Below are 25622 nucleotides of genomic sequence, written 5' to 3'. Positions count from 1 at the left end.
CGTCCTGCGGGCGCGATCCTGACGGTTTCCTGACGCCTTCCTGACAGTCAGGGGAGGAAGATCGTCCCGATCGGCGGCCGAACGGGCTACTGGGTGGAGGACGATCGGCCGAATTTCCCGCAAGAGGGACTGCGATGTGGAGGACGTGGTACCTTGGTGAACGAATGGTGAACAGGAGGTGTCACATGACCAACACCAACATGACCGGCCGGCTCGAGATGCGCTGGGTGCCCGTGACCACCGCGGACGGGCGTCAGCACATGGAGGCCGTGTGGGTGCAGATCTCGGCTCCCGCCGTGTTCTCGCCCCTCGCCGCCTGAGCGCACGGCCGCATCCTCCGCGCCACCCGGCACGGAGCCACGAGGCCGCTTCCGGATCCCCCCGGAGGCGGCCTCGTGGCTTTTCGCCGGGCGGACGCCCGGGGCGCCGGAGACAGGGGACGCCGATCGCCCTGAACGGATCAGGACTGGGGTGACGTGGGTAACGTCGGGCCATGGAATGGTTGACACGTCACCCTCGTTGACGAGGCACCAGCCCAATTGGTTAAAGTTTCAACCAGTACCCGGCGCCCCGCCACCCACACCCCAAGGAGCACACCCATGAGCGAGTCCACCGCCCTCACCGACATCTCGGGCGACTACACCCTTGACGTCTCCCACAGCCGCCTCGGCTTCGTGGCCCGCCACGCGGTCGTCACCAAGGTCCGCGGCCAGTTCGCCGAGTGGAGCGCCGAGGCGCACATCGACGCCGCCAACCCCTCGGCCTCCTCGGTGCGCCTGACCATCAACCCCGCCAGCGTCAGCACCGGCAGCGCCGACCGCGACGGCCACCTCGTCTCCCCCGACTTCTTCGACGTCGAGCAGTTCCCGGAGTGGACCTTCGTCTCCACCGACGTGCGCCGCGACGGCGACGACGAGTGGATCATCACCGGCGACCTCACCATCAAGGGCATCACCAAGCCGGTCACCATCGAGTTCGAGGAGAACGGCTCGGCGAAGGACCCCTTCGGCAACGTGCGCGTGGGCTTCGAGGGCGACGTCACCGTCAACCGCAAGGACTGGGACCTCACCTGGAACGCCGCGCTCGAGACCGGCGGCGTGCTGGTCTCGGAGAAGATCAAGCTCGAGTTCGACATCTCGGCGATCAAGAACGCCTGATCCGCGCGCGCCGATCGGCGCGCACCGCGCACCACCCCGCACCACCTCGCAGGCCCCGGACGCCACCGTCCGGGGCCTGCGTGCGTTCGAGGGCGCGACGAGATCCCTCGCGCGCACCAACCGGATTCCCGCCTCGCGCGTCCTTCACTGTGCACACCCCCGCACCAGGCGAGAGGATCCGCCCATGGCACTGCTCGGCTCCAGGGCTCCCACCGAGGAGGAGTTCGCCGACTTCGTCCACGCCACGTGGCCGTCGCTCTACCGCACCGCCCTCCTGCTCAGCGGCGACCACGGCCACGCCGAGGACCTCGCCCAGAGCGCGCTGGCCGCCACCTACAGCCGGTGGGGGCGCCTGCGTGAGCCGGCTGCCGCAGGCGCCTACGCCCGCCGCGCCCTCGTCAACGGCCACAACAGCTGGTGGCGACGACCCAGCAATCGCGAGGAGCGGCCCGCCCGCGAGCTCCGGGCGCCGGGCGAGGGACCGGCCCCCGGCGGGAACACGACCCGCGTCGGGCTCGAGCAGGAGGTGGGCGACCGGCTCGACGTCCTGGCCGCCCTGACCCGCCTGGCGCCACGGCAGCGCGCGGTCGTCGTCCTGCGCTACTACGACGACCTGTCGGTCGCCGCGACCGCCGCAGCGCTCGGCATCAGCACCGGCACCGTCAAGAGCCAGACCTCCGTGGCGCTGGCCGCCCTGAGGCGCGAGCTCGGCGCCGCCGATCTCGACCTCGACCACTCCACCAGCCTCCCGGGAGCCCACCATGCCTGAGCTCGGCGACCTCCTGCACGAGCGCGTCGACGGCGTCGACGTGCCCCGCCCCGACGTCCACGCGATCGCCCAGCGCGGACGCCGCATCCAGACCCGGCGCCGCCGTACCGCCGGTGCCGTCGTGGCGGCCGCCGCCCTCGTGGTCGGTGTCGGCGTCGCCGGCCTCACCGCCACGGGCGAGGCGCCCCGCTCCGACTCCGACCCGAACCGCACCGACCGCATCGCCGACACCGTGCCGCCCGTGGTCGATGCCGCCGCACAGGCGGCCTACAGCGATCTCGGCGTCCACTCCTTCGCGGGCACCGTGCACATCGGCGAGGCCACCTGGCGCACCGACGGCGTGATCTCGCACCTCGCGCAGACCAGCGCCGGCGTCGTGGTCCAGCACGCGGGGGAGGACGACGAACCCCGCTTCACCCTCGTGCGCCCCGACGGCTCGAGCCGCGCCCTGCGCCTGCCCGACGGGGTGACGCACGTGGACGGCGACCCCACCAGCCCGCGCATCGCCTGGGCGATCCTCGACGACACGACGATCTCGGTGCACGTGTGGGACGTCGAGGCCGACCGCGAGATCTGGTCGGACAGCCAGCCCAACCAGGGCGAGAAGCCGGACGGGCAGGTCATCGTGGCCGAGCTCGACGGCGACACCGTGCAGGTGGCTCTCGCCGTGCGGGGCCTGCGCGTCGACTGGTCGTTCTCGCAGGGCCGCACCACGAAGGTCGTCTTCCGCGACGGTGTCTCCATGGGGGCCCGCGGCGGCCGGACCGTCGTCCTGCTCGATCGACGTTGGAGCGTGCGGGACCTCGAGACCGACGCCGTGGTGCGCGATCTCGGCACGACCTCGATGCCGCCCGTGCTCTCCCCCGACGGTCGCTCGGTGCTCATCCCTCCGGCGCCCGGCGGAAGCGGAGCGACGGTGATCGACGTCGCCAGCGGCGCCGTGGCCCGTCTGTCGGACGACGCCGCCACCGTCGCGGCCTGGACCCCCGGCGGCCGCGTGGTCTACCGGGTCGACGACTTCCTCGAGCGGTGCGAGCCCGACGGGCGCTGCGAGGCCAGCGACCTCGACGGCTTCGACCCCGGCCAGCACAACCTGCTCGTCGGCGACTACCTGCAGGTGGGCTGAGCGCCCGCACGACCCCGTGCCAACGGCGGCGGCTGGGCGGCGGGCGGCTGGTGACCGACCGGGTGCTGACGGTCGACGGAGGTTCGGGCGGCAGACACCCGCGGTTCGCTCGGGCCGTGTGGGATGGCGGGGTGTCGACGTCCTCAACGCCGCCGACGAGATCGGACGACGGCGCCGCCCGCGGCGAGGCCGGCTCGCGCAGCGACCAGCGTGGCGCCATCTCGCGCCGGGGCCTGCTCCGCGGCAGCGGCCTGGTCGGGGCGGGTGCCGTCGTCGCGACCGCGGGCCACGCCGCCGCGACCGCGGGTGCCGAGCCGGGCGCGACGACGCACTCGGCCGGCGCGCGCACGAGCGGACGTCCCCGCTGGCAGGTGGACGTCGATGCGCCGCGCTTCACCCTGGCCGTCATGCCCGACACCCAGTACCTCTTCGACGGCGACGCCCTCAACCCCGAGCCGATCGCAGCCTCCCTCGACTACGTGCTGCGGCGCCAGCGCGAGCTGAACATCGCCTTCTTCGCCCACCTCGGCGACGTGGTGCAGAACGCGCGGGCGAGCGAGATCGCAGCGGCGAGCCCGGTGTTCGACGTCCTCGATGAAGCGGGAGCAGCGTGGAGCGTGCTCGCCGGCAACCACGACATCGACGAGTCGACGAACGACCAGCGCGGACGCACCGCCTACCTCGACGCGTTCGGTCCGCAGCGCTTCGCCCGCTCACCGTCGTTCCGCGGCTCCTCGCCGGGGGGCTACAACACCTTCCACACCTTCCGCGCCGCCGGTCGCGAGTGGCTGGTGCTCTCCCTCGACTGGCGCCTGTCGCCCCTGGGCGTCGCCTGGGCCCGCTCGGTGCTCGCACGGCACCGCACGCTGCCGACGATCGTGATCTCGCACGAGCTCGTCACGAGCGTGCCCGGGACCACGCGCGGCGAGCTGAGCCCCTACGGCGCCGAGGTGTGGGAGCACGTCGTCCGCGGCTTCGACCAGGTGGTCCTCACCCTCAACGGCCACGACTGGCCGGCCACCCGGATCGTGCTGCGCAACGACGCCGGGCACGACGTGCAGATGCACCTGACCAACTACCAGCAGCGCTACTTCGGCGGTGCCGCGATGCTGCGGCTCTACCACTTCGACCTCGCACGCGGAGTCGTCGACGTCGAGACGGTGAACCCCTACTTCGAGGCGATGGCCCCCGAGCAGCGCAACGTGCTGGCCGCCCAGGAGGTCGAGCTCTCCGGTGCGACCGACCGCTTCACGATGCCGCTCGACCCCGCCACCCGCTTCGCCGGCTTCGCACCCGTCACCGCCCGCCCCCGGCGGTCCCCGGAGGCGATGGTCGTGCCCGACACCGTGGCGTACTGGCGTTTCGAGGGGGCGACGGCCGGCGCGGCGGGGCGGGCGCTGGCGTCGTCCACGCGGGTGCGCGACCACAGCGGGCAGGGCAACGACCTCGTGGTCGCGACCTCGCCGGGCTCGGACGCCGACGACCTGCGGTGGTCGCCCTCGCACCACCCCGACCAGCCGTCGGGCGGCAGCCTGCTGCTCTCCGGTCGCGCGCGCACGGGCACCTGCCTGCGCACCGTCGACGACGCACCGCTCGACGCGGCGACGTTCGAACGGGGCTACACCCTCGAGGCGTTCGTGCAGGTCCCCGACGACTTCGACCCGGCCACCGAGGCCTTCGCCGCCGTGCTCTCGCGCCGCGGCAGCGCCGGCGAGGCGGGACTCGCAGGCACCGGGGCGACCGGCGACCGCGACGAACCGCTCGCCACCTTGAGCCTGTCGAACCTGCGCGAGCCCCAGTGGTGCGCCTACCCGACCTCCACCCCGCGGCGCGGCTCGTCGATCACCTGCTGGGGCCACCAGCTGCCGCTCGGCACCTGGTGGCACCTCGCCGTCGTCAACGACACCCGCCGCACCACGCTCTACGTCGACGGCTGCGCGGTGGCCCGCAACCCCGCCACCCCCAACCGCGGCCTCACCACCCTCGACCGGTCGTGGCTCGTGGGCGGCTACGAGTACGCCGGCCGGCTGGAGAAGACCTTCCGCGGCTGGATCGGCGATGTGCGTCTCGTCGCCCGCCCCCTCGCCCCCCGCGACTTCCTGATCGCCTGAGCGGGCGGCCGCCGGTGGCGGATTCACCGGCCGGCCGGTGAATCTGGCACCTGGACGACGGAACTCCGTCGTCCAGGTGCCAGATTCGTCGTCCCAGTGAGCCCCGAGCCTGTGGACGACGCCTCGCCCACCGCCGCGGGGACAGGGCGACGGATCAGCGGGCCAGCCAGGCCGCGTAGGCGTCGAAGGCGAACGGTCGACCCAGGAAGTCCGCGACCAGGTCGGCGGCGTCCTTCTCACCGCCGCGAGCCAGCAGGCGATCGCGATACCGGTGAGCCACCTCGACGACGGCCGGGGCGAGCAGGTCGCCGTCGCCCGCGGCGTCCACGAAGGCGCTGAACATGTCCTTCGCGATCACGAGCGACCACATGTAGGTGTAGTACCCCGAGCTGTAGCCGCCGAGGTGCCCGAAGCTGGCGAACATGTGGGTGCCGTCGAGGTAGGGCAGCGCGCCGTAGCGGCCCTGCAGCTCGATCATGCGCTCGGTGAGGTCGGGCACCCCGTCGCCGTCCACGCCGGCGAGCGCCCTGTCGGCGTGGAAGAAGTACGACATCGCCGCGTAGAACATCTGCGTGCGGGCGAAGATCCCCTTGCCGTAGTCGTCGGCGGCGCGCATGGCGGCGACGAGGTCGTCGGGGATCGGCTCACCCGAGGCGTCGGTGGCGAAGGTGCGCAGGACGTCGGCGTGCCACGCCCACTCCTCGAGCATCTGGCTGGGCGCCTCGACGAAGTCCCACTCGGTGGCCACGCCGGCGAAGCGCGCCCAGTCGCCGTGACCGGCGAGCACGTGGTGCAGCAGGTGGCCGAACTCGTGGAAGAGCGTCACGACGTGGTCGTGCTCCATCAGACCCCGCGAGAAGTTGCACACGAGCACCCCCTCGGGCAGCTGCTCCCCGGCGACCCCATCGACGAGCGTGAACTGCGCGGCGTGCTTGTACTTGCCGTCCCTCGGATGGAGGTCGAGGTAGATGCGGCCGAGCACGTCGTCGCCGCGACGCACCTCGTAGGCCGTCACCTCGTCGTGCCACACGGGCACCTCGATCGGCGTGTAGACGAGGTCGAAGAGCCGACCGGTCACGTCGAGCAGCCCCTGGCGCACCTTGGCGAAGTCGAAGTAGGTGCGCACCCGCTGCGAGTCGACCGCGTACTGCTCCGCGCGCACCAGCTCGGCGTAGTGGTTGTAGTCGAACCCGGGGACGACGTCGGCGTCGGGGAAGTCGCGGCGGTAGCGGGCGAGCAGCTGGTCGAGGTCGCGCCGCATCGGCTCCTCGGCCGCCTCGGAGATCCGGTCGATGAACGCCGGGATCGCCTCACCGGCGCCGATCATCTTCACGTCCGCGTCGTAGGAGGGCCAGTCGGCGTAGCCCACCAGCGTCGCCAGCTCGTGACGCAGGGTGAAGAGCTCCACGAGCAGCGCCTCGGACGTCGGCCACCCACGCTGCAGGAACGCTTCGGTGATCTCACGGCGCAGCTGCTGGTCGCGGGCGAACATCCGCACCGGCACGGAGTCCGGGTAGTCGGTCGTGACGGTGACCAGACCGTCGTCCTCGACGGGGTGGGCGGCGAGCCAGTCCTCCGGCATACCGTCGAGACGCTCGGGCGCGACCCGCACCGTCCGGACGTCGTCGCGCACGACGCGGCTGAACTCCTGGTCGATCTCGGTGATGCGCTCGCGCACGGCCTCGATGCGGGCGCGGGTGGTGTCGTCGCGGTCGACGCCGGATCGGCGGAAGTCGCTGCGCACCTTGGCCAGCAGGCGGGCGGCCAGCGGATCGGCGGCGACCGCGGCGTCGTCCACGGCTGCGAGGACGTCGTAGAGCTCGCGGTCGAGGCTCCACCGGGTGGCGAGCCGCGAGGCCTCCTGCTCGGCGACGTCGCCGAGCTCACGGACCTCCTCGTCGGGGTGAACGTTGCCGAGGAGGCTCCCGGCGGCCGCCACGTTGCCGAGGTGCAGCGAGGCGCGATCCCACTGGCGGAGCAGCGCGACGGGATCGCTCGGCGCGTCGGTGCGCAGGCCGTCGGCGAGCTCGGTGGCCCGGGCAAGCTCGGACGCCGTGCGCTCGCGCAACCAGTCGGCCCACTCGTCCCGGGCGGTCGGCAGGTCGAGGGGGCCGGGCTGGGCGCTCGTCATGGGCCCAGCGTAGGGAAGTGGGTGCGTTCGGTCGTCACTCCTGCCTCAGGATTCACCGCTTGACCGGTGAATCTGGCGCACCTGGACGAGGTTTCTGGCACATGGACGACGGAACTCCGTCGTCCATGTGCCGGTTTCACCGGCCGGCCGGTGAAACCGGCCCCGGCCCGCCGCCCGCCCACCCCCGAACCCCCACCACCCACCCCGCCGTAGCCTGAACAGGTGAGTCTTCGGGGACTTCTGGCCGACACCCGTCCGCTGCGCAACGACCACTTCCGGCGCCTGTGGACGGCGAACATCGTGACCGTCATCGGTGCCCAGCTGACGGTCGTGGCCGTGCCGGCGCAGATCTACGCCGACACGGGGTCGTCGGCCTACGTGGGTCTGACCGGACTCTTCGGCCTGGTGCCGCTCGTCGTGTTCGGCCTGTGGGGTGGGGCGCTCGCCGACGCCTTCGACCGCCGCACCATGCTGGTGGTCACCACGCTCGGGCTCATCGGCACCGCCACGCTGTTCTGGCTGCAGGCCGCCCTCGGCTCCAGCAACGTGTGGCTGCTGCTGTGCCTGTTCGCGGTGCAGCAGGCGTTCTTCGCGGTCAACCAGCCCACCCGTTCCGCGGTGCTCCCGCGCCTGCTCACGCCGGAGGAGCTGCCGGCGGCGAACTCGCTCTCGATGACCGTCACGCAGGCCGGCGCCATCGGAGGGCCGCTGCTGGCCGGCGTCCTCATCCCGTTCACCGGGTTCGCCTGGCTCTACGCCGTGGACGCCGTGTGCCTGCTCGCCACGCTGTGGGCCGTCGTCCGACTGCCGGCGCTGCCGGTCGTGGGCGCGCCTACCGGAACGCCCGGCCTGCGCTCGGTGGTCGAGGGTCTCAGCTACCTGCGCACCCAACCCGTGCTGCTGATGTCGTTCGTGGTCGATCTCATCGCCATGGTCTTCGGCATGCCGCGCGCACTGTTCCCGCAGATCGCGCACGAGAGCTTCCTCGGACCCGAGTCGGGCGGCCTCGCCTTCGCGCTGCTCTTCGCCGGCATCCCGGCCGGCGCCGTGGTCGGCGGCGTGTTCTCCGGATGGGTGTCGCTCGTCGAGGGCCAGGGGCGGGCCGTGATCTGGTGCATCGTGGTGTGGGGTCTGGCGATGGTCGGCTTCGGCCTCAGCGTGTTCGCCGCCGATGCGCTGCCGGGATCGGCGCGGCTGTGGCTGGTGATCGCGGTGCTGTTGCTGGTCGTCGGCGGTGCTGCCGACATGGCGTCGGCCGCGTTCCGCACCTCGATGCTGCAGAGCGCCGCGGAGGACAACGTGCGCGGGCGGCTGCAGGGCATCTTCATCGTCGTGGTCGCGGGCGGCCCGCGCATCGCGGACGTCATCCACGGGGCCAGCGCGGCGATGGTCGGCACCGCCGCCGCGGCCGCCGGCGGTGGCGTCCTCGTGGTCGTCGGAGTCGTGATCGCGGCGCTCGCCGTGCCGAGCTTCGTGCGCTACCGCATCACCGCGCCCGCGCGGGTCTGAGGCTCACCGAGCCGACCGCTGGCCTGACGCCCACCGAGCCGGCCGCGGGCCCCGGTGGACCGTGTGCACACGGTTCCGAGAAAAGTCTGCCGACATTTGAACGCCGGGGCCGCGCGCTCGGTATCCCCCTCGAGAGCCGGCGACCAGCCGGCCCCTACCTCGGAGGACACCACCATGCATCGCTCCCTGAAGACCACTGCCGCCGCCGGCCTGGCCGCTGCGGCGCTGCTGGCCGGCACCACCACGTTCACCGGCTCGGCCGAGGCCCGCGGCGGCCTCGGCGGCCTCCTTGGCACGAGCACGTCCGCCTACGCGCTCGGCACCGACGGCACCACCTTGTCGCGCCTGTCCGTCAACGGCCTGCGCAGCCCCGCGAAGCTCGGGAAGGTCACCGGCCTGGTCGGCGACTCCACGCTCGTCGGCATCGACATCCGCCCCACGGGCGGCAAGCTCTACGGCCTCGGCAACGCCGGCGGCGTCTACACCATCGACGACCGCGCCCGCGCGACCAAGGTGTCCTCGCTCGTCACCGAGGGGGGCGCGGCCGTGGCCCTGGCGGGCAGCCGCTTCGGGGTCGACTTCAACCCCGCCGCCGACCGTCTGCGCGTCATCAGCAACACCGGCCAGAGCCTGCGGATCAACGTCGACACCGGCGTCACCGCCGTCGACACCTCGCCGAACCTGACCCCCGGCACCGCCAAGACCGGCATCGAGGCGGTCGCCTACACCAACAACGACGACGTCGCCGCGACCGCGTCCGGAACCTCGCTCTACGACCTCGACGCAGGCGACGACGCCCTCTACCAGCAGGTGCCCGCGAACGCCGGCACCCTCGTCCTGGTGGGCAAGCTGGGGCGCGACTTCACCTCGATCTCCAGCTTCGACATCTCCTCGCGCGTCGAGAACGGCGTCGCGGTGCGCAACAAGGGCTACTTCGTCGGCACCACCGCCGGTCGCACCGGCCTCTACACGGTCGACCTCACCACGGGTGCGGTCGAGTTCGAGCGCCGCGTCGACGGTTCCGTCGCCCAGATCGCCGTGCGGCACCGCTGAGGCGTCCCGCACCATGACGGGGGCCGGTCACGCACCCTCACCTAGGCTCGCCACGGCTGCGGGGTCCATCCCGACCCGGGGCCTCCGAGCCGATCCCGGGAGTCGTCGCGTGAGCAGCCCCCACGATCCACCAGCATCCGGTGCGCCCGCGGCTCCGGCCGCGGGCGCACCGGGCGCCGGCGATGCCGCCGAGCACCTGGCCCGCGAGGCCTACCGCCTCCACGGCGGCGAGCTCTATGGATACGCCATGGTCCGGCTGCGCGACGACGGGGCCTCCCAGGACGCCGTCCAGGAGACCGTCGTGCGCGCGTGGCGAGCAGCGCATCGCTTCGATCCGGCGCGAGGTTCCCTGCGCAGCTGGCTGTTCGCCATCCACCGCAACACGGTGATCGACCAGCTCGACGCCCGAGGGTGGCGCGTCGTCCTCCGGGAGGGAGACGACGACGTGCCACCCGAGCGGGCGATGGGGCACGATCATGCCGAGCAGCTCGCCACCGAGGACGCCGTCGTCCGCGCCGTGGGCGCGCTATCGCCCGATCACCGCACCGCGATCGTCGAGACCTACCTGCGTGACCGGCCCTACGCCGAGGTGGCCTCCGACCTGGCGATCCCGGTGGCTACCGTGCGCACCCGGGTCTTCCACGCGCTGCGGCACCTGCGCCGACATCTGGGCAGCACCGACGACACGACCCACGACACGACCCACGACACGAGCAACAACACGAGCACCAACACCGGCAGCACCGGGACGCGAGCGGAGGAGGCACGATGAGCGCGACGACACCGCCCCACGGGGAGTGGGAGCAGCTCGTGGTCGACCACGTGCTCGGTCGGCTCACGCCGGCGGACGACGTCCGCGCACGCGACCACCTGCGCGAGTGCGCCACCTGCCCGACACTGGCCCGCGAGACCGCCGCCACAGCCGCGGCCTTGCGTCGCATCGCTCCGGACCCGTCGACGGTGGGCGAGGAGGCCGACGCCGTCGCCCCGCGGGAGCTCGACGAGCGGATGGCCGAGCTCTTCGCGACGGGCATCGGCGGCCCGGCGCCGGCGGCGCTGGCATCGTCCGGCGAGCTGCCGACCCCCGAGGCGCATGGGACCGCGGGCGTCGTCCACCTGCGTGACCGACGCCGCCCACTGCTCCTGGTCGCGGCCGCCGCCGCCGTCGCCGGACTGCTCACCGGGAGCGCCACCACCGCACTGGTGGTCCGCGACGACGCCCCCGCCGTCGCCCCGGCTCCGGCGCCCACACCGCAGGTGCTGCCCGTGCGTGCGCTCGACATCGAGTCGGGCGTGAGCGCGACCGCCGGGGTGGTCGACCACACGTGGGGCGTCGAGATCCGGCTCACCACCGAGGGCCTGCCGGCCGGTCGCACCTACCGCGTGGTCATCACCGACGACGACGGGCGCCGCTACGACGCCGGCGCGTTCGTCGGCGTCACGGGCCGACCGGTCGTGTGCAGCATGAACGGCGCCGTGCTCCTGGCGCGAGCGGCACGGTTCGTCGTCCTCGACGACGGTCGGGCGGTCATCAGCGGCGACCTCCCCGCACCGCGCACCTGAGGCCACTGAGCTCGACGCCGCTCATCCACAGGGAAGCGACGCGCTGTTTCCCGCCCGTGATCGCGGGCAGGAGGATGGCCCGCCCCCGTCTCGGATCGGATCACGGCCATGACCACTGACCCCTCCCCCGGCTTCCTCGAGGTCGACGACGACGCCGCAGCCCGCGACCCCTTCTGGGCCACCGTCGTGCGGCGCCACCCCGACGTCGACGTGGTGCTGCTGCCACCCGAGCCGCCACCGAGCGCCGCACCGGCGGGGGAACAGGTCGATCCCGAGGAGCACCGGCTGGCCCAGCAGGCCGGCGTCCACCGGCTGCTCGACGCCCTCGGGCTCCCCCTCCCCGAGCGGGTGGACGACGGGTGGCTCGCCGGCAGCGCCGCGGGCACCGTGCGCTGGCAGGGCACGGTCGCCTGCGAGGTCGCGGCCGAGGTGGCCTCAGGAGCCCTGCGCAGCGCCGCCGAGCACCTCGCGGACGACGGCTGGCACCGTCTCGTCCCCTCCGGCGGCGTTCCCCGGGTGCTCGCCGGGCGCGACACACCGCGGGGCCGCGAGGAGGCTCAGGTCCTGCTCCCGGCGCCCACCCGCGTGGTGGTGCGGATGCGGTCGGTGCCGATCACGGTCGGCATCGAGGCGGCCTCGGCCCTGCTGCGAGCGCAGGTCGGTCGATGAGCAGCGATCCCCTCGTCTGGCAGAACGAGTACCTCCGTCGAGGCACCGCGGCGTGGGAGGACCAGATCGATCTGATGACCACGGCCGCCGGAGAACTCGGCCGTGCCTCCGTCACCGCTCTGCCGCCGAGCGCCCAGGGCAGCGCCGCCACGTTCCTGGAGCGCTGGTCCGGCTACGCGCAGGAGAGCGCGGCGATCGCCCGCGGCTTCCACGGAGCCCTCCGGGCCACCGCCGACGACTACTCGACCGCCGACGACGCGACCGATCGTCGCTTCAGCGATCTCGACGGGCGTCTGGGGCCGGCGCGATGAGCACGGTCATCACGGTGCCGGCGCCCGTGCCGGCCCGCATCGAGCCTCCGCAGGGCGAGGCCGAGGGCAGCGACACCCTCGCGACCACGCTCTACGCCACGGCGGCCCGCTTCGAGGAGTTCGCCGACCGCTGCACCGAGATGCCGACCCTCGGCGAGTGGGCGGGCATCGCCTACCGCTCCTACGTCGAGGCGTCGTCCAGGGCGGCCACCGAGCACGCGGCCATGGCGCGCACCGTGCGGCGCGTCGCCCGCGGCGTCACCTCGTTCGCCGACACCCTGCGCGATCTCGTGCGCGAGCACGACGACCTCGTCGGCCGCAAGCTGATCCTCGACGCCCGCCGCGGCCAGCTGCTCTCCGACATCAACGCCGCCACCGAGGCGACGCCTGCCGAGGTGATCGAGCTGCAGGGCCGGGCCACCGACCTCGCCCGCGACTACGACGACCTCGTGGCCGACGACGCGGCGCTGCGCCGTCGCGTTCGCGAGAACGAGACGCTGCTGCGCCAGGTGTTCGAGGCCGCCGACACGCTCGGGGAGTCGACGGCCGACGACGGCGGGGTCCCGCCGCTCGCAGCAGCCGCCCTGCAGCGCAGCGGCGCACCCGGCTCGGGCGCCTCACCCCGGCAGGTGCACGACTGGTGGGCCGGGCTCAGCGAGGCCGAGCGCGAGGCGGTCATCACCGCCTACCCCGAGCGCATCGGGCAGGGCGACGGCCTACCCGCCTCGGCACGCGACGACGCGAACCGCGTCCTGCTCGACGACGACCTCGCCCGGCTCGGCGCGAAGGAGGACGACGACACCCTCTCGCCGCTCGAACGCCGCGCACTGGAGAACGCGCGCCGCACGAACGACGCCCTCGCCAGCGCCGACGCCTACACCGATCCGCTCGAGCCCACCAGCCACCCCGGCGGAGTGCTCTGGCTCTACGACCCCACCGCCTTCGACGGCGACGGCCGGGTCGCCGTGGGCGTCGGCGACCTCGACACCGCCGCCGACGTCGCGATCATGACGCCCGGCATCAACACCGACATGACCGGCGTCGGCGGCTACACCGAGAACATGATCAACCTCTACGAGGCCACCCGCTTCAGCGGAGACGGCTCGAGCGTGGCCACGCTCTTCTGGCTCGGCTACGACGCACCCGACGGCCCGACGGACCTCGCCACCCTCACCGAGGGGCGCGCCGAGGACGGCGGTCACCGGCTCGCCGACGCGATCGACGGGCTGCGCGCCTCACGACCCGACGATCCCGCCCATCTCACCGCCATCGGCCACAGCTACGGCTCCACCACCGCCGCCTACGCCACCGAGCACAACAGCGCCGTGGACGACGTCGTCCTGGTCGGCAGCCCCGGCGCCGGTCCTGCCGACGACGCCGGCGACCTCGGCCGGGGCAGCGGGCACGTCTACGTGGGCCGCGACAGCACCGACTTCGTGGCGACGCTCGGCGACGAGGGCTGGGTGGGCAAGTTCGGGATCGGGCTCGGCACCGACCCGTCGTCCGAGGACTTCGACGCCACCCGATTCGAGGCCGAGAACGTCGACCGCTCCTGGCACCTCAACACCGGGTCGGGTCACGGCTCCTACTTCAACAGCGACACCGAGTCGCTCTACAACATGGGACGCGTCGTCGACGGTCACGGTGGTGACGTCAACGTCGCCGAGCAGAGCTACGACCCCTGGTACGCAGGCCCCGTGGATCCCGAGGACGACCGGCAACCCACCGCGAACACGGATGGGCGTTCCAACACGACGGGCCGCGAGCGATGATCCGCCGCACGGCGGTCGCGACGCTCGCGTGCCTGGCGATGGTGCTCACCGCGTGCGGTGGTCCCTCCCTCGACGACTCCGAGGAGCGCTTCGACGAGCTGCGCAGCGAGACCGACGCCCAGCTGCGCGAGGTCGCTCCTCTGATCCGTGAGGCGGATGTGCAGATCAACCGCACCGAAGGTCAGGAGGGCCGGGTCGGCCTGCCACCGCGGGAGGGCAAGAGGTATCAGGCCCGCGTCGTCCTCGTGCCCGATCCTGGCGACACGAAGTCGGAGCAGGCCGAGCGGGTGGTGCGTGCGCTGGAGTCGGCCGGATGGCGGCGCCTCGATGGTGGCGACCTCACCGACGCGGATCCCGCGATGCAGCTCGAACGCGACGACTTCCAGGTCAAGGTCGAGTGGCAGCCGCGGGGCGGCGACTTCGTGGTCGACATCCGGAAGGTCGGCCCCGATGCGTCCGTGGAGTTCCCCGAGGGCGCGATCGCGCCCGGCTCCAGCACCCCGGAGCCGATCGAGCTCGACTGAAGCCGATCGCGGTCGTGGCCTCGGCGCGGCTCAAGGAGCTCACCGCTGCGGGCGTCCTGCGGCGCGAGCCCTACCGCGAGCCGGGTCAGCGCACGCGCGAGCTCGAGGTCCGCGTACCCACGCCCCGGGGCGACGGACCACCCCGCGCCGTCCACCGTCGGCGCCACCTCGGCGCACCATCCCTGCCGCCTCGGCGGAAAGGGGTTGCGGTGTCGGCGGGTACCCCTAGCCTCAGGACCATTCGGAGCGCGCGCCGCGGGGGGCGGTGGGCATCAGGCGAGAGGCGAGGGGCAGCACCTGCGATGAGCGGCAACGAGATGATCCGGGCCGAGGGCCTGACGAAGCGCTACAAATCGGTCGAGGCCCTGCGCGGCCTCGACCTGTCGGTGCCCGAGGGCACCGTGCTGGGCCTGCTCGGGCCCAACGGTGCGGGCAAGACCACCGCGGTGCGGTGCCTCACGACGCTGCTGCGCCCCGATGCCGGATCGGTGCGCATCGCGGGCGTCGACGTCCTCGCCGATCCGGCCGGGGCACGCTCGCGCATCGGCCTGTCGGGTCAGTACGCCGCGGTCGATGAGAACCTCACCGGCTACGAGAACCTCGTCATGGTCGGTCGGCTCTACCACCTCGGCAAGGCGCGGTCGCAGGCCCGCGCTCGCGAGCTGCTCGAGCGCTTCGACCTCACCGACGCCGGCGACCGTCCGGCCAAGACCTACTCCGGCGGCATGCGCCGGCGCCTCGACCTCGCCGGCGCGCTCGTCGCCGAGCCGCCGGTGCTGGTGCTCGACGAGCCGACCACCGGCCTCGACCCGCGCAGCCGCCAGCAGATGTGGGACGTCATCCGCGAGCTCGTCACCGGGGGCGCCACGCTGCTGCTCACCACGCAGTACCTCGAGGAGGCCGACCGCCTCGCCGACGACATCGTCGTCATCGACTCCGGGCGCGCGATCGCCCGCGGCACCGCCGACGAGCTGAAGTCGCAGATCGGCGGCGAGCGCATCGAGGTCGTCCTGGCCGACACCGCCCAGCGCCAGGCCGCCGTCCGCGTGCTCGGCGAGGTGGCCGCGGGCGAGGTCCAGGTGGGCGACAACGGCCGCGAGCTCACCGCGGCGTCCTCGCGCAACGGCGCCGCCGACCTGCTGCGCGTGCTGCAGGGCTTCGAGCGGGAGGCGATCGCGGTGCTCGACGCCGGGCTGCGTCGTCCCACCCTGGACGACGTCTTCCTCACCCTCACCGGTCACGCCACCGAGGCCGGCGCCTCCGGTGCCGACGACCCCGACCCGCAACCGACCACGCGCACCGCGAAGGAGACGAGCCGATGAACGCGGCGACCCAGGCGCTCAGCGACGGCTGGGTGGTGGCCCAGCGCAACCTCATCAAGATCAAGCGGGTGCCCGAGGTGCTCGTGTTCGTGCTGATCAGCCCGATCATGTTCGTGCTGCTCTTCGCGTTCGTCTTCGGCGGCGCGATCAACGCCCCGGGCGTGAACTACCGCGAGTTCCTCATCGCCGGCATCTTCGCCCAGACGGTCGTCTTCGGTGCCACCTTCACAGGCGCGGGCCTGGCCGAGGACATGCAGAAGGGCATCATCGACCGCTTCCGCTCGCTGCCGATGTCGCCGTCGGCGGTGCTCATCGGACGCACCACCTCCGACGTCGTCTACAACGTGGCCTCGCTGGTGATCATGACCCTCACCGGCCTGCTCATCGGCTGGCGCATCCGCGAGGGGATCCTCGACGCCATCACCGGCTTCGCGCTGCTGCTGGTGTTCGCCTACGCGATCAGCTGGGTGATGGCCTTCGTGGGCCTCATCGTGCCGAGCGTCGAGGTGATCAACAACGCCAGTTTCATCGTCATCATGCCGCTCACGTTCGTCTCCAACGCCTTCGTGCCGGGCGACAGCTTCGACGGTTTCCTCAAGGTGCTCGTGGAGTGGAATCCCGTCACCACCCTCACCCAGGCCTCCCGCGAGCTGTTCGGCAACCTCGGCAACGCCCCCGTGCCCGACGCCTGGTCGATGCAGCACCCGGTGGCCTACACGCTGATCTGGACCGTCGGCATCCTGGCTGTCTTCGCACCCCTCTCGGTGCGCCAGTACCGCCGCACCACCAGCCGATGAGCGGTGCCACCGCCGGCCTGCGGGGCAGGTAGTCTCGGCGGCGGCGCTCCGGCGCCCCCGTACCTCCCGCGCCCCGCAGCAGTAGAAGTCGGCGAGGACGTCGGCCCCGACGCTTTTCCTGCCGGCCGCCTGCTGCGCTCAGAACCGGTCGGCCAGGCGCCGCGCGGCGATCTGCAGTGCGTCCCACACGGTCGCGAACGGCGGCGCGTAGGAGATGTCCATGCCGGCGAGGTCGTCGACGGTGAGCGAACCCCACAGCGCGGCGGCCGCGGCGTCCACCCGCTTGCCCGCACCGCGACCTCCGACCACCTGGACGCCGAGCAGGCGGCGGGTCGCGCGGTCGGCGACCACGCTGGTGGCGATGGGGTCGGCCTCGGGCAGGTAGCCGCTGGCGGTGGTGCCCTCGGTGACCAGGTCGACCGGGTCGTGACCGGCCTCCGCGGCCGCCGCGGAGCTGAGGCCGGTGATGCCGATCTCCAGGTGCACCTCGCCGAAGGAGAAGCGGGTGATGGCCGTGCCGAGCGCTCCGCCGAAGCGCTTGTCGGCGCCGAGCAGGTTGTCGCCCACGATGCGCCCGAGCTTGTTGGCGTGCGTGCCGAGCGGAGCGAAGACGCGCTCACCGGTGAGGCGGTGCTGCACCTCGCAGCAGTCGCCGGCCGCCCACAGGCCGGGGCCGATCCGACCGCCGGCGTCCGGGAGGTAGCCGCCGCGCGCCCCGAGCGGGATGCCTGCGGCACGACCGAGGTCGCTGCCCGGACGCACCCCGGCTGCCAGCACCACGACGTCAGCGCCGATCACCGTGCCGTCGTCGAGCACGGCGGCGCTGACGTGCCCGTCGCCGCGGGTGTGGAGGTGCTCGACCGTGCTGCCGCAGTGCAGCGTCACCCCGGCAGCGCGCAGACCGTCCTCGACCCGCGCGCTCTGCGCGGGCTCCAGACCACCGAGCACACGGCCGCGGGTCACCAGCGCCACCGCGAGCCCGCGGCGCAGCAGCGCCTCGGCCATCTCCACGCCGATGTAGCCGCCGCCGACCACGACGGCCCGCTCCGGACGACGCCCCTCCCCCGGCACGACGACCCGTCCGGCACCCGGTGCCCCGGCCGAGGCCGCACCGGCGTCCTGACCGGCGTCCTGACCGGCGTCCCGACCGGCCGCCGCGGGTGCCGGGGCTCGCCCGGCGAGCAGGTCGAGCCAGGCGGCGCCGTCGTCCAGGTTGCGCACCGAGCGCACGCCGCGCACCGGGCGACCGTCGGCCACCCCCCACGCGGGGACGACGGGCACCGCACCCGTGGCGAGCACGAGCTCGTCGTAGGCGAGCTCGTCGGCGGTGCCGGACGCCAGATCGGTGGCCTCGAGGCGCCGGTGCACCAGGTCGAGACGCGTGGCGCGCGTGCCGAGGCGGAGGTCGAGACCGGCGGCACGATGCTGCTCGGGGGTCCGGGCGACGAGGTCGTCGCCGGAGTCGACCTCGCCGGCGATCCAGTACGGCAGGCCGCACGCGGAGTACGAGGTGTGCGCGGTGGCCTCGAGCACGGTGATCTCCACCGGCTCCTCGGCGGCGCGGGCCGCGCGCAGGGCGGTGTGGGCCGCGCTCATGCCGGCGGCGTCGCCGCCGACCACGACGATCCGTCGCGGGCGGCCGGGGCGGGCGGGGCGGCGTCCACTCATGTCGAGAACCTAGCGAGCCGGTGCGCGCCCGCCGGTGCCGGCGGACGCGAGGCGAGGGTCAGGCCGGAAGGTGCTCCCGCTCGCCCAGGCGCACGGGCAGCGCCTCGACGCCGTAGACGGCCGAGAGCTTGCGGAACTCCAGCTCGGAGAGGTCGGCGGCCATCGCGAGGTTCGGGAAGCGCTCGGCGAGCAGCCGCAGCGCGGTGCGCAGCTCCATGCGGGCCAGCTCCGCACCGACGCAGCGGTGCATGCCCCACCCGAAGGCCAGGTGACGCGTGGGCTCGCGCGTGGGGTCGAAGGAGCCGAGGTCCGACCCGAGTGCGGGGTCGCGGTTGGCGGCGAGCAGGGAGACGCCGACCGCGTCGCCCTCCTTGATCAGCCGGCCGCCGACCTCGACGTCGACCTTCGCGAAGCGCAGGAACGCCAGCTGGACGACGGTCAGGTGGCGCAGCAGCTCCTCGACGACGCGGTCGACCGACGCGGCGTCCGAGCGCAGGAGCCGACCGGCGTCGGGGGTGGTGGCGATGAGGTGGGCACCGAGGGCCAGCATGCTGGCGGAGGTCTCGTAGCCGCCGAGGAAGACGCCGTCCGCGATACCGCCGAGCGTCACGTCGTCCAGCTCGTCGCCGTGCTCGCGCAGCAGCGCGCCGATGAGACCGTCGCCGGGGTTCGCGCGCTGCTCGCGCACCGCGTTGATGAGGAACTCGCGGGTGTGGGCCTGCGCGCCGAAGGCTCCGGCGCCGCCCTCGCTGAGGTCGAAGCGGGCCACGCCCAGCTCGAGGAAGCGGGCGCGGTCGTCGACGGGGAGACCGAGCAGGTCGCAGATGACGTCGAAGGGCACCGCGAAGGCGAACTCCTCGACGAGGTCGACCACCCGCCCGTCGCGACCGGCGGCCTCCATGGCGTCGAGCCGCTGCTCGACGATCGCCTCGATGCCCGGCTGCAGGCGGGCGAGGCGGCGCATCGTGAACTCCGGCGTGAGGTAGCGGCGCAGCTGGGTGTGCAGCGGCGGGTCGGTCATGCCGAGGCCGCCGATCTGCTCCTCCTCGCCGCGCCCCTCCTGGGAGACGAACTGACCGAGGTCGTTGGACCACAGGTCGGCGCCGCCCGCCAGCACCTCCTTGGCCTCCTCATAGCCCGACACCAGCCAGACACCGCGGCCGAAGAGCTCCGCCAGCTTCTTCACCGGCTCGTCCGCCTGCGCCTGCATGAGGGCCGGGACCGGGTCGAGGCCGTCGCGGCGCAGCGGCAGCGTGAACTGCTCGGGCAGGAAGCGGAGCTTGCGCAGGTCGATGCCGTCGCGCATCGTGCGGTTGAGCAGCCACAGACCCACCCGCTGCTTGACGGGGCCGAGCACGGGCGCGAGCACAGGGCCGAGCACGGGCGCCGTCGCCCGGCTGAGATGGTGGAGCGGCATGGCGGTATTCCACCAGATCCGGGGCCGGGGGCCGCTGCTCGCGGCGAGCGGGCGTCGTCCACGCGCCCCCTCGGCGCACCATCCACGCCCCCTCGGCGCACCATCCGCGCCCCCTCGGCGGGCGGTGGGAGTGTCACGCGGGGGTAACCGGGGCGTCGGGTGCGCCGACTAGCCTGACCGGGTGACGAGCGGGACGCAGGACACGGCCGGACCGGGTGGATCCGAGGGCAGCGGGGGCGAGGCGACCGACTGGTCGCTGTGGAAGGCGGTGCTCTTCGACCTCGACGGCGTGGTGACGCCCACGGCCGAGGTGCACATGCACGCCTGGCGCGAGCTGTTCACCTCCTACCTGGAGGAGCGGGCCGAGCGCGAGGGCGGCGAGGTCGAGGCCTACACCGACGCCGACTACTTCGACCACATCGACGGCAAGCCGCGCTACGACGGCGTCCGCGCGTTCCTCGCCTCCCGCGACATCGAGCTGCCCGAGGGCGACCCCGACGACCCGCCCTCCGCCGAGACCGTGTGCGGGCTTGGCAACCGCAAGAACGCCGCCTTCGCCGAGGTGCTCGAGCGCGACGGCGTCGAGGCCTACCCGGGCTCGGTGCGGCTGCTCGACCACCTGCGCGAGCTCGGCACCCCGCTGGCAATCGTCTCGAGCTCGCGCAACGCGCCGTCGGTGGTGGAGGCGGCCGGCCTCACCGACCGCTTCGCGCTCATCGTGCACGGCGGCCTGGCCGCCGAGCTGCACCTCGAGGGCAAGCCCGCACCCGACACCTTCCGCTACGCCGCCGAGCAGCTGGGGGCGAGCGACGCGGAGTCCGTCGTCCTCGAGGACGCCACGAGCGGTGTGGCGGCCGGTCGGGCCGGCGACTTCGGGCTCGTGATCGGCGTCGACCGCGGCACCGGCGCCGACGCGCTGCGCGCACACGGGGCCGACGTCGTCGTGGAGGACCTGGCCGAGCTCGTCCCCGCCGGCGCGGACGAGGAGGCGGGCCGATGAGCCCCCACGACGCCCCCGGCCCCTCGCACGTGGCCCCGCCGGCAGTCGACCCGCTCGACCGCACCCGGTTCCCGGTCGACCCGTGGCGGCTGGTCGAGACCCGCTTCGACGCCGACGACCTCGGCACCACCGAGTCGCTGTTCACCGTGGGCAACGGCTACCTCGGCCTGCGCGGCAACTACTCCGAGAGCCGCGACGCGCACGTCGACGGCACCTACATCAACGGCTTCCACGAGACCTGGCCGATCTCGCACGCCGAGGAGGCCTACGGCTTCGCCCGCGTGGGTCAGACGATCGTCAACTGCCCCGACCCCAAGGTCATCCGCCTCTACGTGGACGACGAGCCGCTGCACGTCTCGGTGGCCGACCTCGCGGAGTACGAGCGCGCCCTCGACTTCCGCACCGGCGTGCTGAGCCGCGAGCTGCTGTGGCGCACGCCCGGCGGCAAGCGGGTGCGCATCAGCAGCACGCGCATGGTGCCGCTGCAGCAGCGCCACCTCGCCGTCCTCACCTTCGAGGTGACCCTGCTCGACGAGCATGCCTCGCTCGCTATCAGCTCGCAGGTGATCAACCGCCAGGACATGGTGAGCGAGGAGGAGGCGCACGGCTCCGGCGGCGGCGAGGGCTCCGACCCCCGCAAGGCCGAGGCCTTCTCGCGCCGCGTGCTCGACCCGCGCCTGGCCGACGCCGACGAGCAGACGGGCCGGTTGCGACTCGGCTACCGCACGGTCGAGAGCGGGATGACGCTCGGCGTGGTGGCCGACCACCGCCTCGAGACCGACAACCAGTGGTCCATGCGGGTGCACGCCGAGGACGACCTCGCCAAGGTGATCTACCGCATCGCGGCCGAGCCGGGGGTGCCGGTCCGACTCACCAAGCTGGTCAGCTTCCACACCGCCAAGACCGTGCCGCCGCGCGAGCTCATCGACCGCTGCGAGCGCACCCTCGATCGCAGCTGGGAGCAGGGGGTCGCCGCGCAGTTCGAGCGCCAGGAGGAGTGGCTCGCGGGCTTCTGGCGGCGAGCGGACGTCGAGGTGGAGGGCCAGCCGGCCCTGCAGCAGGCGATCCGGTGGAACCTGTTCGCCATCGCGCAGGCCTCGGCCCGCGCGGAGGGCGAGGGCATCGCGGCGAAGGGGGTGAGCGGCTCCGGCTACGGCGGCCACTACTTCTGGGACACCGAGATCTACGTGATGCCGTTCCTCACCTACACGATGCCGTGGGCGGCCCGCAACGCGCTGCGCTTCCGCTACAACCTGCTCGACAGCGCCCGCTCCCGGGCGCGTGAGCTCGCGCAGAAGGGCGCGCTGTTCCCGTGGCGCACCATCAACGGCCAGGAGGCGTCGGCCTACTACGCCGCCGGCACGGCGCAGTACCACATCGACGCCGACATCGCGTACGCCCTGAGCCAGTACGTCGGCGCCACGGGCGACGAGGAGTTCCTGGCCAAGGAGGCCGTGGACATCTTCGTCGAGACCGCCCGCCTATGGGCCGACCTCGGGTTCTGGCGCGACGAGTCGCGACGCACCTTCCACATCCACGGTGTCACCGGGCCCGACGAGTACACGACGGTGGTCAACGACAACCTCTACACGAACGTTCTCGCGCGCTTCAACCTGCGCCGTGCCGCCCGGGCCGTGTGGGAGCTGCAGCGCGACGACCCCGACGCCTACGACGCGCTCGTCCGTCGTACGAACCTCGGAGCCGACGAGGCCGACGAGTGGGCGGCGGCGGCGCAGGGGATGTTCATCCCCTTCGACAGCCACCTCGGCATCCACCCGCAGGACAACCACTTCCTCGAGCGCGAGAGGTGGGACCTGCAGAACACGCCGCTCGAGAAGCGGCCGCTGCTGCTCAACTACCACCCGCTGGTGATCTACCGCTTCCAGGTGCTCAAGCAGGCCGACGTCGTGCTCGCGCTGTTCCTGCAGGGCGAGGAGTTCACGGCCGAGCAGAAGAAGGCCGACTTCGACTACTACGACCCCATCACCACCGGCGACTCCACGCTCTCGGCGGTGATGCAGTCGATCATGGCCGCCGAGGTGGGCTACCACGAGCTGGCCCTGCGCTACTTCACCTCCGCGCTCTTCGTCGACCTCGCCGATCGGCACAACAACACCGCCGACGGCATCCACGTCGCCTCCACCGGCGGCGTGTGGAGCGCGCTGGCGGCCGGCTTCGGCGGCTTCCGCGACCTTGGCTCGGCGGCCGGCGACCAGCAGTGGCAGATCGACCCCCGCCTGCCGGAGAACTGGGGCAGCCTGACCTACCGGATCACCCTCCACGGTGTACGCGTGCGGGTGCAGGTGCGTCCCGACGAGCTCGAGCTCAGCGTCGAGGACTGGCCCGGCAGCGAGGCCGGCGGCGAGGACGTCGCGCCCGCCGGCCTGACGTTCTGCGTGCGCGGCGACCTGGTCACCGTCGCACCCGAGCAGCCGGTCGTCGTCCCCCTCACCCACCAGGGGCCGCGGCTGGTCGGCGAGCCGCCCTACCCCGCCGGCATCCAGCGTGCCGACGGCACCGTGATCGCCGCGACGGTGCCCTCGGGCGACTGAGCCCGCGCCCCTCCGCACCTATCCCGTCATTCGGAACGAATCGTCTCGCTTTTTGGGCACAGGTGGTTCCCTGGGGCCATGGGCACCGACACCGCACCGCGCACGGTCGGGCCCGCGCGCCGCTGGGCGATGCTCGCGACCGGCACCGGCGCCCAGGCCGCCGCGGCGGCCGTCACCGCCGCGCCGGCCTTCCTCATCCCCGAGCTGGTCCGCCCGCGCGCCGAGGGCGGCTTCGGGCTCTCCCTCGCCCAGGCCGGCCTCGTCGCCGCCGCTCCGTCGGTGGGCCTCACGCTCACCCTCGTGCTCTGGGGCCTGCTGGTCGATCGCCGCGGCGAGCGCTTCGCCCTGCTGACGGGTCTGTCGCTCGCGACGCTCGGCGGCGTCCTGGCAGCGATCGCGTCGGGGCCGTGGCCGATCGCCGCCGCCCTCACCCTCGCCGGAGTCGGCGCAGCCGCCACCAACAGCGCGTCCGGACGTGTCGTCGTCGGCTGGTTCCCGCCCGAGCGACGGGGCCTCGCCATGGGCATCCGGCAGACGGGCCAGCCCCTCGGCGTCGGCCTCGCGGCCGTCACGGTCGCTGCCCTCGCTCACGCCCACGGCATCGGGACGGCGCTCACCGTGCCCACCGCGGCCGTGGCGCTCGCGGGCGTCGCGGTCGGGCTCGTCGTCCTCGACCCGCCGCGGCCCCAGCGGCCGGCCAGGGTGCAGCTCGCCAACCCGTATCGCTCCGACGCCTTCCTCGCCCGCATCCACCTCGCCTCGGTGATGCTCGTCGTTCCGCAGTTCGTCGTCTGGACCTTCGGGCTGGTGTGGCTGGTCGAGGAGCTCGACTACTCACCCGGCATCGCCGGCCTCATCGTCGGCGCCACCCAGCTCGCCGGGGCCGCGGCGCGCATCGGCGCCGGGTGGGTCTCCGACCGGGTCGGCAGCCGGATGCGGCCCATGCGCTCGGTCGCCGTCGCAGCCGCGGCCACGATGCTCGCGCTCGGGCTCGTCGCCGGCATCGCCGATCCGCACACCGTGACGGCGATCGCGGCCGTCGTCCTGCTGGTCGTGGCCTCGGCCGTGACGGTCGCCGACAACGGGCTCGCCTTCACCGCGGTGGCCGAGCGGGCGGGCCCGTTCTGGTCCGGGCGCGCGCTCGGGCTGCAGAACACCAGCCAGTACCTGGCCGCCGGGGTGGTGCCTCCGGTCGCCGGGCTGGCGATCACCGCCTGGGGCTACCCCACCGCCTTCGCGCTCGCCGCCGCCCTTCCCCTGCTCGCCATCACGCTGGTGCCGGTGCGCGGCGAACGACCGACGCGCTGAGCCTCCGGCGAGGGCCCGCGACCCCGGACCCGGTTCAGCCGCCCGGCGTCCAGTTCCCCGGGTCGTTCATGACGTCGCTGTTGGCCTCCTCCACCATCGGCCACCGGTTCTGCGGCAGCCCGCGGGAACCGTTCGCCAACTGCTTCCAGGCGATGGCGGCCGTGGTGTTCTGCTCGACGAGGAAGGCCGTGATGATGTCGGCGACGTCGACGACGTTGTTCCAGATCGCCTGGGCGAGGTCGAAGGCGGCCGGAAGCTCGAACGAGATGATCGAGTCGGCCTCGGTGGCCTTCTCGAAGCAGCCGATGAGGTCGCCCACCCAGCCGAGGAACTCCTTGGCCAGGTTGCGCCACAGCGTCAGGATCCGGTTCGCCGCGGCCATCGCGAGGGTGGAGCCGGCGTCCATGGCGACCGACAGGTTCAGGAACGCGGTGTCCTCGGTGGTCGCGACCGCCTTATAGTTCTCGGCCGCGTAGCCCTGCCAGTCGTGGTTGAAGATCGCCATCTTCTGGTTGAGGTCGCCGGGAACGTAGATCCTCGCCTTCACGTCCGAGAAGGCGTTCGCGTAGTCGATCAGCGACAGCGGCCGACCGGCGAGGTCGCCCAGGGCGTCGCGCACGTTCGTCAGCACCTGGTCGACGGTGTCGATGATCCACGGGTGGATCTCGTTGTTCCACCGATCGATGGCGTCGTCGACCTTATCGCTGAAGATGTCGACGACGCCCGCGACGAATCCCGAGGCGGCGTCGTTGAGCATCGAGGCGATGCGATGGATCTGTTCGTTGATCTGGTCGATGAAGGTGCCGAGGTCGTCCTCGATCCCACGGCACAGCTCCTCGTAGGTGGACACGTCGCTCACGTCG

General features: G+C 72.9%; 22 protein-coding genes. 18 read left to right on the top strand and 4 right to left on the bottom strand.

All coding sequences use genetic code 11. The annotated features are described in order from the left end of the window. Nucleotides 1-185: 185 nt before the first annotated feature. The 5 genes from ACERUN_RS03785 to ACERUN_RS03765 all read left to right on the top strand — a co-directional run bounded on the left by ACERUN_RS03785 (nt 186) and on the right by ACERUN_RS03765 (nt 5163). A complete protein-coding gene (locus ACERUN_RS03785; RefSeq protein WP_370288392.1) occupies nt 186-320 on the top strand; it encodes a hypothetical protein in 135 nt (44 codons plus the stop codon). Nucleotides 321-599: 279 nt separating this feature from the next. Next, nucleotides 600-1157: a YceI family protein gene (locus ACERUN_RS03780; RefSeq protein WP_370288391.1), complete on the top strand. Its 558-nt coding sequence runs from the start codon at nt 600-602 to the stop codon at nt 1155-1157. Between the two features lie 184 nt (nt 1158-1341). Next, on the top strand, nt 1342-1926 hold the full coding sequence (locus ACERUN_RS03775) for a SigE family RNA polymerase sigma factor (protein ID WP_370288390.1): 585 nt from the start codon (nt 1342-1344) through the stop codon (nt 1924-1926). Further along, entirely contained in the window at nt 1919-3052 is a 1134-nt protein-coding gene (locus ACERUN_RS03770; protein WP_370288389.1) for a hypothetical protein, read from the top strand. The genes ACERUN_RS03775 and ACERUN_RS03770 overlap by 8 nt, the downstream gene beginning before the upstream one ends. Before the next feature lie 131 nt (nt 3053-3183). Then, nucleotides 3184-5163: a LamG-like jellyroll fold domain-containing protein gene (locus ACERUN_RS03765; RefSeq protein ID WP_370288387.1), complete on the top strand. Its 1980-nt coding sequence runs from the start codon at nt 3184-3186 to the stop codon at nt 5161-5163. 154 nt (nt 5164-5317) lie between these two features. Here ACERUN_RS03765 and ACERUN_RS03760 read toward each other — a convergent pair whose 3' ends face one another. Further along, on the bottom strand, nt 5318-7294 hold the full coding sequence (locus tag ACERUN_RS03760; RefSeq protein WP_370288386.1) for a M3 family metallopeptidase: 1977 nt from the start codon (nt 7292-7294) through the stop codon (nt 5318-5320). A gap of 222 nt (nt 7295-7516) precedes the next feature. Here ACERUN_RS03760 and ACERUN_RS03755 point away from each other — a divergent pair, with 222 nt between their 5' ends. From ACERUN_RS03755 to ACERUN_RS03710, 10 genes are all read left to right on the top strand, one after another. Continuing rightward, nucleotides 7517-8803, top strand: a complete 1287-nt coding sequence (locus ACERUN_RS03755; RefSeq protein WP_370288384.1) for an MFS transporter — start codon at nt 7517-7519, stop codon at nt 8801-8803. Nucleotides 8804-8977: 174 nt separating this feature from the next. Further along, on the top strand, nt 8978-9856 hold the full coding sequence (locus tag ACERUN_RS03750; protein WP_370288383.1) for a DUF4394 domain-containing protein: 879 nt from the start codon (nt 8978-8980) through the stop codon (nt 9854-9856). Between the two features lie 109 nt (nt 9857-9965). Continuing rightward, nucleotides 9966-10628 carry an RNA polymerase sigma factor gene (locus tag ACERUN_RS03745; RefSeq protein ID WP_370288382.1) on the top strand — a complete coding sequence of 221 codons (663 nt, stop codon included), beginning with the start codon at nt 9966-9968 and terminating at the stop codon, nt 10626-10628. Then, nucleotides 10625-11419 (top strand): zf-HC2 domain-containing protein, encoded by a 795-nt coding sequence (locus ACERUN_RS03740; protein WP_370288381.1) that lies wholly within the window; start codon nt 10625-10627, stop codon nt 11417-11419. Before ACERUN_RS03745 ends, ACERUN_RS03740 begins: the two co-directional genes overlap by 4 nt. Before the next feature lie 108 nt (nt 11420-11527). Then, a complete protein-coding gene (locus ACERUN_RS03735; protein WP_370288380.1) occupies nt 11528-12088 on the top strand; it encodes a hypothetical protein in 561 nt (186 codons plus the stop codon). Continuing rightward, complete coding sequence (locus tag ACERUN_RS03730) at nt 12085-12399, top strand: hypothetical protein (RefSeq protein WP_370288379.1); 315 nt, start codon at nt 12085-12087, stop codon at nt 12397-12399. The genes ACERUN_RS03735 and ACERUN_RS03730 overlap by 4 nt, the downstream gene beginning before the upstream one ends. Then, a complete protein-coding gene (locus ACERUN_RS03725) occupies nt 12396-14171 on the top strand; it encodes an alpha/beta hydrolase (protein ID WP_370288377.1) in 1776 nt (591 codons plus the stop codon). Before ACERUN_RS03730 ends, ACERUN_RS03725 begins: the two co-directional genes overlap by 4 nt. After that, entirely contained in the window at nt 14168-14695 is a 528-nt protein-coding gene (locus ACERUN_RS03720) for a hypothetical protein (protein WP_370288376.1), read from the top strand. The genes ACERUN_RS03725 and ACERUN_RS03720 overlap by 4 nt, the downstream gene beginning before the upstream one ends. 302 nt (nt 14696-14997) lie before the next feature. Then, complete coding sequence (locus tag ACERUN_RS03715; protein ID WP_370288375.1) at nt 14998-16017, top strand: ATP-binding cassette domain-containing protein; 1020 nt, start codon at nt 14998-15000, stop codon at nt 16015-16017. Further along, the gene (locus tag ACERUN_RS03710) at nt 16014-16814 is read left to right on the top strand and encodes an ABC transporter permease (protein ID WP_370288374.1); all 801 of its coding nucleotides are present in this window, start codon (nt 16014-16016) and stop codon (nt 16812-16814) included. Before ACERUN_RS03715 ends, ACERUN_RS03710 begins: the two co-directional genes overlap by 4 nt. A gap of 138 nt (nt 16815-16952) precedes the next feature. Here ACERUN_RS03710 and ACERUN_RS03705 read toward each other — a convergent pair whose 3' ends face one another. Further along, nucleotides 16953-18482 (bottom strand): FAD-dependent oxidoreductase, encoded by a 1530-nt coding sequence (locus tag ACERUN_RS03705; RefSeq protein ID WP_370288373.1) that lies wholly within the window; start codon nt 18480-18482, stop codon nt 16953-16955. 58 nt (nt 18483-18540) lie between these two features. Next, a complete protein-coding gene (locus ACERUN_RS03700) occupies nt 18541-19899 on the bottom strand; it encodes a cytochrome P450 (protein ID WP_370288372.1) in 1359 nt (452 codons plus the stop codon). Between the two features lie 256 nt (nt 19900-20155). On the opposite strand from ACERUN_RS03700, the gene ACERUN_RS03695 reads away from it, so the two are divergent. The 3 genes from ACERUN_RS03695 (at nt 20156) to ACERUN_RS03685 (ending at nt 24759) form a co-directional block, all read left to right on the top strand. Beyond that, nucleotides 20156-20899: an HAD family hydrolase gene (locus ACERUN_RS03695; RefSeq protein ID WP_370288465.1), complete on the top strand. Its 744-nt coding sequence runs from the start codon at nt 20156-20158 to the stop codon at nt 20897-20899. After that, entirely contained in the window at nt 20896-23451 is a 2556-nt protein-coding gene (locus ACERUN_RS03690; RefSeq protein ID WP_370288370.1) for a glycoside hydrolase family 65 protein, read from the top strand. Before ACERUN_RS03695 ends, ACERUN_RS03690 begins: the two co-directional genes overlap by 4 nt. A 78-nt stretch (nt 23452-23529) precedes the next feature. Then, a complete protein-coding gene (locus tag ACERUN_RS03685; protein ID WP_370288369.1) occupies nt 23530-24759 on the top strand; it encodes an MFS transporter in 1230 nt (409 codons plus the stop codon). Nucleotides 24760-24793: 34 nt separating this feature from the next. Here ACERUN_RS03685 and ACERUN_RS03680 read toward each other — a convergent pair whose 3' ends face one another. After that, nucleotides 24794-25618, bottom strand: coding sequence for a hypothetical protein (locus tag ACERUN_RS03680; protein WP_370288368.1), 825 nt, complete (start codon nt 25616-25618; stop codon nt 24794-24796). Nucleotides 25619-25622: the final 4 nt, after the last annotated feature.

The organism is Nocardioides sp. (assembly GCF_964229035.1).
GTDB lineage: Bacteria > Actinomycetota > Actinomycetes > Propionibacteriales > Nocardioidaceae > Nocardioides.
Note: the sequence above shows the minus strand (reverse complement) of the source record. Positions and strands in the feature narration are given on the sequence as shown.